Raw genomic sequence first — 8,544 nt, forward strand, 5'->3', positions numbered from 1 at the left:
CGATCCGCGTATACTCTGCGTGAAACGTCACCCGGCAGGGTGCCCGTACCGACCAGAGTGATTGTCAGCGTTCCATGAAAACCCCCAAGGCATTGATCCCGTTACAGGAAGAAGGCGTCATCAGCGAAGTGCTGTATCAGTTACAGAGCGGCAAAGAAGCCACTGTGTATCTGGTGCGCGCTGGCGGTGATGAGCTGTGCGCCAAAGTATATAAAGACGCTGCCCAGCGCAGTTTTCGTCAGGCGGCCACCTATCGGGAGGGTCGTGGCACGCGCAATACCCGTGATGCCCGCGCCATGGCGCGGGGCTCGAAGTTCGGCAAGCAGGTGACTGAGGGCAGCTGGCGGAATGCCGAGGTGGATGCCCTGTATCGTCTGGCGGAGGCCGGTGTGCGGGTGCCTCGGCCATACGGTGTCTTCGACGGTATTCTGTTGATGGAATTGATCACGGACGACGAAGGCCAGGTGGCATCACGCTTGTGTGAGCTGGTATTCAGCGAAGCGGAAGCACTCGAGGTGCACGAAGAACTCATCGGCGAGGTAGTGCGCATGCTGTGCGCGGGGCTCGTGCACGGTGACCTGTCGCAGTACAACATCCTGATGGATGCCTGGGGCCCGGTGATCATCGATCTGCCCCAGGCGGTGGATGCAGCCGGGAACCCGCACGCCAAGGGCATGCTTGAGCGGGACGTGAACAATCTGCGTGATTTCTTTGCCGAGTTTGCGCCGGCCTTGCGCGAGACACGTTATGCGGCAGAGATCTGGGGGCTCTATGAAGACGGTGCCCTGACACCGGAGACGCCACTCACCGGGCATGCAGAAGAAGACCTGCATGAGGCAGATCTGGTCAGCGTGTTGCGGGAAATCGAGGATGCGCGCCTGGAGGAAGAAGAGCGGCAGCGTCGCATGGCAGGCCCGGAAGACGACTGAGCACACTCTGGTTTTTTGTTGAATACCTTCTTGAACGCCCTTTTGAACACGTTGCTGAACACGGTTCGTCTCTTCGTGCCATAAAGGCCATGGCCTCTCCCTTTTGCGCTGCAACGGCGTCAGACTTTTCATCGTTTTCACGATGGAGAGCAATCATGTATTTCAGGGTGATGTCGCACGTGCTGTATTTCTTTTCTGCGCTGCTGGCGCTGTTGCTTCTGCTCGGTTGCAGTGCGGTGGGAGGCTACTATTCTGCTACGCAGCCGCGCCCGGCGTCGGCGCCAATAACGGCTGACGCTAGCCTGGATTTCGAAGATGCCAGCGCCGAAAAAAGCAAGTCCGAACAGGTATTGCATGAGATCAATCTCCCGGAGATGTCAGATCGCTTCCCGGCGCAGATTGTTGTGGCCCGCGTGGTGCCGCGCAGTGAGCACCGTGGTGCCTACACCTGTCATGCCAGTAGCCATTATTGTCTGGTCACGTCCCGGGATGTGGAATCCCAGGAGCAGTATCACCAGTTGATGTCGCTGCCAGGTATTGCGGGCATGCGCATGCTGACACCCCTGATTGTGTCCGAGCGGATCATGAATATGGCAGATCTGCGTGGGGCCGCCGCAGAGCTTCAGGCAGACCTGTTGCTGGTCTACACCCTGGACAGTCAGGAGAGCACATCCGTGGGTCGAAGATGGCCGCTTGACGTGGCAACGCTGGGCCTGATGCCGAGCAAGCAGAATAATCTGGTGGTGACGGCATCCGCCACGCTGTTCGACGCGCGTACAGGTTACGTTTTTGGCACGCTGGAGGCGGCCACGCGGGCCGACATTCGGACTTCCATGTGGAACGGGGGTGTCGTGGATGCATCGCGTATCGCCGAACTGGAACGTGAGGCCTTCGCAGCACTGGTGGCGCGTTTCGGGCCCTTGTGGGAAAGCGTATTACGCATCCATGCAGCGGAGCTGCTGGCGCACGGGCCGTGAGGCCCGGCGCCGTCAAGCAGGTAATCAGAAGAACTAACCTGACTCAGGCTGATGCCAGAAGGCGTCGATCAACGGCTCGCTGAGCCGCTTTTCCAGTGTGAAAAGGCCCACCTCGTAGGGGGCCAGTTGTGGCGCTACATCCAGAATGCGGATGCGGCCAGCCAGCGGGCTGTTGTCCAGCACGATCTGCGGTACAACGCCCACACCAAAGCCGAGGCTCACCATGCTGACAATGGCCTCGTTGCCGCTGACCTGGGCATAAATGTCCGGGCGCAAACCCAGATCACGGAACCAGCGGTCGGTGCGTTCCCGGGCCAGGCCCTCCTCGGACAGAATCATCGGCACCCCGGCCCAGGCTTCGGCGTTCGCCTGCCCCGTCAGGCGCTCGCCAAGTTGCGGTTGGCTGGCTGGCGCGATGAACAGCAGCGCCGAGCGAGTGATAGGGTGGAAGGCAACCCCGCTCGGCAGTTGGGCCGGGCGGGCACCTATGGCAATGTCCTCGGTGCTTGCCAATACCCGCTCTACGGCCTGGGCCGGGTCGCCGGTGTGCAAGGTGATTTCGATGCGCGGGAAGTTCTGCCGGAAGCTGCTGAGCATGTCGTGCAGAAAGCTGTAGCTGGCGGTTACCGAGCAATACAGGCTGAGTTCGCCGCGCAGCACCTGCTGCTCATCCTGCAATGCCAGCCGCACGGCGCGCCAGTCGCTGAGCGCCTGGCGCGCGTAGTCGCGAAAGTGCTCGCCTTCGCGGGTCAGGCTGACGCGCCGGTTATCGCGATAGAAGAGGGTGGTATTCAGCTCGCTCTCCAGTTGGCGGATGCTGCGGCTGACAGCCGAGGGGCTGACATGGCACAGGCGACTGGTGCGACCGAAGTGCAGGGTCTCGGCCAGGGTCAGGAACAGCTCAAGCGGGCGGGTATCCATCGTCGTTTCATTAATCGGCATGTAATGTTGCAAATATATCATTTTACGCAACGAGGCCGATAGCCTAAGGTGGCCAGCCTGCATCGGCCTCCGGGCCGTCTCCACGACTTCCAGCACAGGATACGCATCATGAGCATGACCGTGTACTACGACAAGGACTGCGATCTTTCCATCATTCAGGGCAAGAAAGTGGCCATTATTGGTTACGGCTCCCAGGGGCACGCCCACGCCTGCAACCTGAACGACTCCGGCGTCGATGTCACCGTTGGCCTGCGCCCCGGTTCGTCTTCCGTGGCCAAGGCCGAAGCGCATGGCCTGAAGGTGTCTGACGTACCGTCCGCGGTCGCCGCCGCTGATGTGATCATGGTGCTGACCCCGGACGAGTTCCAGTCCCAGCTGTACCGTGACGAGATCGAGCCGAACCTGAAGAAAGGCGCCACCCTGGCGTTTGCTCACGGTTTTGCCATTCACTACAACCAGATTGTGCCGCGTGCCGATCTGGACGTGATCATGATCGCGCCGAAAGCGCCGGGCCACACCGTGCGTACCGAGTTCACCAAGGGTGGTGGTATTCCTGACCTGATCGCGATCTTCCAGGACGCTTCCGGCAATGCCAAGAAGCTGGCGCTGTCCTACGCCTGTGGCGTTGGCGGTGGCCGTACCGGCATCATCGAAACCACCTTCAAGGACGAGACCGAAACCGATCTGTTCGGTGAGCAGGCGGTGCTGTGTGGCGGTGCTGTCGAGCTGGTCAAAGCCGGTTTCGAAACCCTGGTAGAAGCCGGTTACGCGCCGGAAATGGCCTACTTCGAGTGTCTGCACGAGCTGAAGCTGATCGTCGACCTGATGTACGAAGGCGGCATCGCCAACATGAACTACTCCATCTCCAATAACGCGGAGTATGGCGAGTACGTGACCGGCCCGGAAGTCATCAACGCAGAATCCCGTGCCGCCATGCGCAATGCGCTCAAGCGTATCCAGAACGGTGAATACGCCAAGATGTTCATCGCCGAAGGCGCGCACAACTACCCGTCCATGACGGCGGCACGTCGCAACAATGCGGCGCATCCGATCGAGCAGGTGGGTGAAAAGCTGCGCGGCATGATGCCGTGGATCCAGGCCAACAAGATCATCGACAAGAGCAAGAACTGATCGGCCTTCCCGTCAGGGAAAGCGGATACACAGACGCGGCCCTCGGGCCGCGTTTTTTGTTGGCGGCGACTCGGTTACACTGAGTGTCCTGCCAGTAAGCGCCCGACGAGATCAGACCATGACGGAAGATAACAAGACGCCTGCGGAGCAGCAGGAAGAGCAGCACGGCTTTGAGGTCATCGAACCGGGGCAGGATCGCCACGGCGCCCGCCACAAGGGCGTGTACCTGCTGCCGAATCTGATCACCACGGCAGCGCTGTTTGCCGGGTTCTACGCCATCGTGGCGGCGATGAACGGCATGTTCGGCCATGCCGCCATAGCCATCCTCGTGGCGGGGATTCTCGACGGCATGGACGGCAGTGTTGCCCGCATGACCAATACCCAGAGCCGTTTCGGCGCCGAGTACGACTCACTCTCGGATTGCGTGGCCTTCGGCGTGGCGCCGGGACTGGTAGCCTATTCCTGGGGCTTGTCCGAGCTGGGCAATCTGGGCTGGGCGGCGGCGTTCATCTATCTCGCCTGTGCCGCGTTGCGTCTGGCACGCTTCAATGTGCAGGCGGCCAGTTCCGACAAGCGCTTCTTTACCGGGCTGCCCAGCCCCTCAGGGGCTGGCCTGGTGGCGACCCTGGTGTGGTTGGGTGCCAGCCGTGAGATTGACGGTAATGACATCAGCTACCTGGTGGCGTTTTTTACAGCAGGCGCGGGCCTGTTGATGGTGTCATCCATCCGTTACAACAGCTTCAAGGAGTTCAGCATCGGCCGGGTGCCTTTCCGCATGCTGCTGGGCGTCATCGTGGCGTTTGCCATCGTCTTCCTTGATCCGCCGCTGGTGCTGCTGACTGTCGCGGTGGCCTATGTGGCCTCCGGTCCGCTGCAAACGCTCTGGCAGTTACGCAAGCGCCGCGCCAGTACATGACGGGCGGCACCTGACGGGCGGCGTTTGGCGTTCGGGCTTCCTGCTGGTACATTTGTGCCAAAAAAGGAAGCCCCGCCATGTCTGACATCCCGGTTATCAATCCCGCCACGGGCGCGCAGCTCTACGCCATGAAGCCCGCTACAGACCTGGAGTGCGAGGCCGCCATGGGCGCCGCACGGTCAGCAGCGGAGGCACTGCGCGCTACCCCGCTGACAGCGCGCCTGGAAGCACTCACGGCCTTCCTGGATTACCTGCGCGATCATCGTGAGGCGCTGCTCGACCAGATCGTTGCGGAGTCTGGCCGCAGTCGCGGCGATGCGATGCTGTCGGATATCTTCCAGCTCACCGAAGATTGCCTGTGGCTGCGCGATCATGCCGCAGCGGTGCTGGCGGACGAGAAGGTGGCAACCCCCATCAGTCTGCTCGGTAAACATTGCCGCATCCGGCGTGACGCCCACGGCGTCGTGCTGGTGATCTCACCCTGGAACCTGCCGCTGGCGATTGGTATGACGGCGGCAATGTTTGCCTTCGTGGCCGGCAACGCGGTGATTCTCAAGCCCTCAGAGCACACCCCCATGGTGGCCGTCTTCGAGGCGATCCGTCAGCGGCATCCGTTGTTGTATCTCGGCTTGCAGGTTGTGCACGGCGGCGGTGATGTGGGAGCACGGCTGGTGCAGGCGCGACCGGATCTGGTGGTCTTTACCGGCAGCCAGCCCACCGGGCGGCGTATTCTCGCCAGCGCCGCACCGCTGCTGATTCCGGTATTGCTGGAGCTGGGTGCCAAGGACCCCATGCTGGTGTTTGACGACGCGGATCTGCCCCGCGCAGTGGCTGCCGCCTGCTGGGGGAATCTGCATAACAGCGGCCAGAGCTGCACGGCGGTGGAGCAGCTGCATGTTCAGGAAGGCATCTTCGAAACCTTTGTTGCGGCATTGGTGGCAGCCAGTGGCGAGATTCGGCTGGGTACCGGTGCGGCGCATGATCTGGGCGCCATCACCACCGCCTTCCAGATGACGCATATCGACGCGCTGGTGCAGGATGCCGTGGCGCAGGGGGCGGTGCTGCATTGCGGCGGTCGGCGCAGTGAGTGCGGGCATTTTTATCTGCCGACAGTGCTCACCGGCGTTACGTCGGCGATGCGTATCAGCCAGGAGGAGATCTTTGGCCCGGTGGTTGCGGTGTACTCCTTCGCATCAGAAGCCGAGATCATTGCCCGGCACAACAGCAATCCGTCCGGGCTCAGCACCAGCGTCTGGAGCCGTGACAAGGCACGCTGCCGTCGGCTCGAGCAGGCCCTGTCCACCGGCTGTATCAATATCAACAATGTCATGCTCACGGAGGGCAATGCCGGGCTGCCTTTCGGTGGCGTGCGGCAGTCCGGTTTCGGGCGCATGAAAGGCGCCGAAGGCCTGCGGGGCATGACCCGCAGCAAGGCGGTGCTGGAAGATCCGACGCGTGGCAAACCGGAGCCGAACTGGTACCCCTATTCGGCGGAAAAACTGGCACTGACGGGCGAGTTGCTGGACCTGCTGGGCCAGAAGGGCCTGCGCCGCTGGTGGCGGCTGGCGAGAGTGGGGCTGGCGATTGATCGACTGGTGAAGCGTCAGCATCGAGCGTAAGTCTTTTTCAGCAAGCGTTGGCAGTTCCCGTCCGGCTTCACGCGGTTTATGGTGCAACAGGAACAGACTGTAGGGAGGCAGGTGCCCTGACATGTACCTGAGCCGCCACCGGGAGAGCCAACATGCTGATTCGCCACCGTCGCCGGGGAGACATTGCCGCCTCCGAGATCACCCCGGAATCTGTCTACCTGCGCCGCCGGGAATTCATGGCGGGCGCGATGGGTGCGCTGGCGCTCGGGGCGGCCGGGCCGTCTTTCGGTGCCCTGATCAAGAATCCCGCTGACGAGGATGCCACGCGCCCGCAATGGTGGCGGGATGCGGTCAGCGCGCGCACCGATGGCAAGCCCGATACCCGTGAAAGCCTGACGCCCTACGGCGACGTTACCCGTTACAACAACTTCTACGAATTCGGCACAGACAAGGGCGATCCTGCACGCAACGCCGGCCAACTCCGTACTGACCCCTGGACCGTCGCGGTCGCTGGCGAGGTAGGCAAACCCGGTGATTATGCGCTGGAAGACATCCTTGCCGCGCACCCGCTGGAGGAGCGTATCTACCGGTTCCGATGTGTCGAGGCCTGGTCCATGGTGGTGCCGTGGATCGGTTTTTCCCTGGGCGACATGCTGAAGCGATTTGAGCCCACGTCGAAAGCGAAGTATGTGGCCTTCACCACCTTGCATGATCCGGAGCAGATGCCGGGACAGCGCGCGCGACTGTCCGGCATTCGCTGGCCCTATGTGGAAGGCCTGCGACTGGACGAAGCCATGCATCCGCTGACGATGATGGTGACCGGCCTGTACGGGCGCACGCTGCCAAATCAGAACGGCGCGCCACTGCGACTGATGGTGCCATGGAAATATGGCTTCAAATCGATCAAGTCGATTGTCCGCATCGAACTGACTGAAACGCAGCCGCCGACGACCTGGAACCTGATGCAGCCCGGCGAATACGGGTTCTATGCCAACGTGAATCCGGCGGTGAGTCACCCGCGCTGGAGTCAGGCGCGCGAAAGGCGCCTGCCGACCTCGCTGTTCAATCCCAACTGGCGCGAGACGCTGCCCTTCAACGGCTATGCGGACGAGGTGGCGCATCTGTACCGGGGGATGGATCTGAGCAAGTTCTACTGATGACGTCAGGGGCATTGCGTCGTTTGTGGCTGATATGGCCGCTGGGGCTGGTGCCGCTGGTCGTAGTGGTGTGGCAGGGGCTTTCCGGCGCCCTGGGGCCAGATCCGGTGCTGGCGCTGATATCCCGCCTCGGCTGGTGGGGGCTGTTGCTGCTGGTGTTGACGCTGGCGGCGCGGCCACTGGCGGTGATCACCCGGCGTGGCTGGCTGGTGGCCTTGCGGCGGCCCCTGGGATTGCTGGCGTTTGGTTATATCTGCCTGCATCTGCTGGCCTGGGCCGGGCTGTTGCTGGGTTGGGACCCGCGTTATATCGGCCCGGAGCTGGTTGAGCGGCCGTATATCGTGTTGGGCATGCTGGCCTGGCTGTTGTTGCTGCCGTTGGCGGTGACCAGCACGCGCCGGGCGCGCCGGCGCCTGGGGCGGCGCTGGGGTCAATTGCACCAGCTCATTTTTCCGGCCATTCTTCTGGGTCTGGCCCATCAATGGTGGATCCAGAAGTCGGACTACACCGAGCCGGTGCTGTTTTCGCTGGTGGTGGTGGCATTGTTCGGGTGGCGATGGTGGAATCGCCGTGTGGTAGCGGCCGTCGCAGATCGGAAAAAGGTTAAAAAACCACCGCTAAGCACCTGATTTCTGATCAAAAAGCACCCGAAGCGTGAAGAATTGGCTAAAAGGTGACCGGTTGATGAAAATGCTCGAAAAAAGTGTTGACCGGCAGCCAAATCTCTCTAGAATGCGCCTCCACAACGACGGCACATGGCAACAACGGTGACCGACGCGCTCTTTAACAATCAGGCAGACAAACGTGTGGGACCTGCTCTGTGTCGGGTTTAGTAACATTCGGCATTAGAGCAAGTTCAACTCATTATGAGTGTAATTTGCGATTTATGCTGAGCATGTATTA

8 protein-coding genes are annotated in these 8,544 nt (G+C 61.6%); 7 read left to right on the forward strand and 1 reads right to left on the reverse strand.

Features of this window, described 5'->3' with window-relative positions; genetic code table 11:
• Positions 1-74 precede the first annotated feature (74 nt).
• Both K8B33_RS15790 and K8B33_RS15795 read left to right on the forward strand, forming a co-directional pair.
• Positions 75-929, forward strand: a complete 855-nt coding sequence (locus K8B33_RS15790; protein WP_223428280.1) for a PA4780 family RIO1-like protein kinase — start codon at positions 75-77, stop codon at positions 927-929.
• A gap of 155 nt (positions 930-1,084) precedes the next feature.
• A complete protein-coding gene (locus tag K8B33_RS15795) occupies positions 1,085-1,906 on the forward strand; it encodes a hypothetical protein (RefSeq protein ID WP_223428281.1) in 822 nt (273 codons plus the stop codon).
• A 33-nt stretch (positions 1,907-1,939) separates the two neighbouring features.
• Here the strand turns inward: K8B33_RS15795 and ilvY are convergent, their stop codons facing one another.
• Positions 1,940-2,827 (reverse strand): HTH-type transcriptional activator IlvY, encoded by an 888-nt coding sequence (gene ilvY / locus K8B33_RS15800; RefSeq protein WP_223428282.1) that lies wholly within the window; start codon positions 2,825-2,827, stop codon positions 1,940-1,942.
• A 135-nt stretch (positions 2,828-2,962) separates the two neighbouring features.
• On the opposite strand from ilvY, the gene ilvC reads away from it, so the two are divergent.
• From ilvC to K8B33_RS15825, 5 genes are all read left to right on the forward strand, one after another.
• The gene (gene ilvC / locus K8B33_RS15805; RefSeq protein ID WP_223428305.1) at positions 2,963-3,979 is read left to right on the forward strand and encodes a ketol-acid reductoisomerase; all 1,017 of its coding nucleotides are present in this window, start codon (positions 2,963-2,965) and stop codon (positions 3,977-3,979) included.
• 118 nt (positions 3,980-4,097) lie between these two features.
• Positions 4,098-4,895, forward strand: a complete 798-nt coding sequence (gene pssA, locus K8B33_RS15810) for a CDP-diacylglycerol--serine O-phosphatidyltransferase (protein WP_223428283.1) — start codon at positions 4,098-4,100, stop codon at positions 4,893-4,895.
• 77 nt (positions 4,896-4,972) lie between these two features.
• Positions 4,973-6,514, forward strand: a complete 1,542-nt coding sequence (locus K8B33_RS15815; protein WP_223428284.1) for an aldehyde dehydrogenase family protein — start codon at positions 4,973-4,975, stop codon at positions 6,512-6,514.
• 122 nt (positions 6,515-6,636) lie between these two features.
• Positions 6,637-7,641, forward strand: coding sequence for a protein-methionine-sulfoxide reductase catalytic subunit MsrP (gene msrP, locus K8B33_RS15820; RefSeq protein WP_223428286.1), 1,005 nt, complete (start codon positions 6,637-6,639; stop codon positions 7,639-7,641).
• On the forward strand, positions 7,641-8,270 hold the full coding sequence (locus K8B33_RS15825; RefSeq protein WP_223428291.1) for a ferric reductase-like transmembrane domain-containing protein: 630 nt from the start codon (positions 7,641-7,643) through the stop codon (positions 8,268-8,270). The genes msrP and K8B33_RS15825 overlap by 1 nt, the downstream gene beginning before the upstream one ends.
• Positions 8,271-8,544 lie beyond the last annotated feature (274 nt).

The sequence above is a fragment of the Alcanivorax limicola genome, assembly GCF_019931215.1.
In the GTDB taxonomy this organism is placed as follows: domain Bacteria; phylum Pseudomonadota; class Gammaproteobacteria; order Pseudomonadales; family Alcanivoracaceae; genus Isoalcanivorax; species Isoalcanivorax limicola.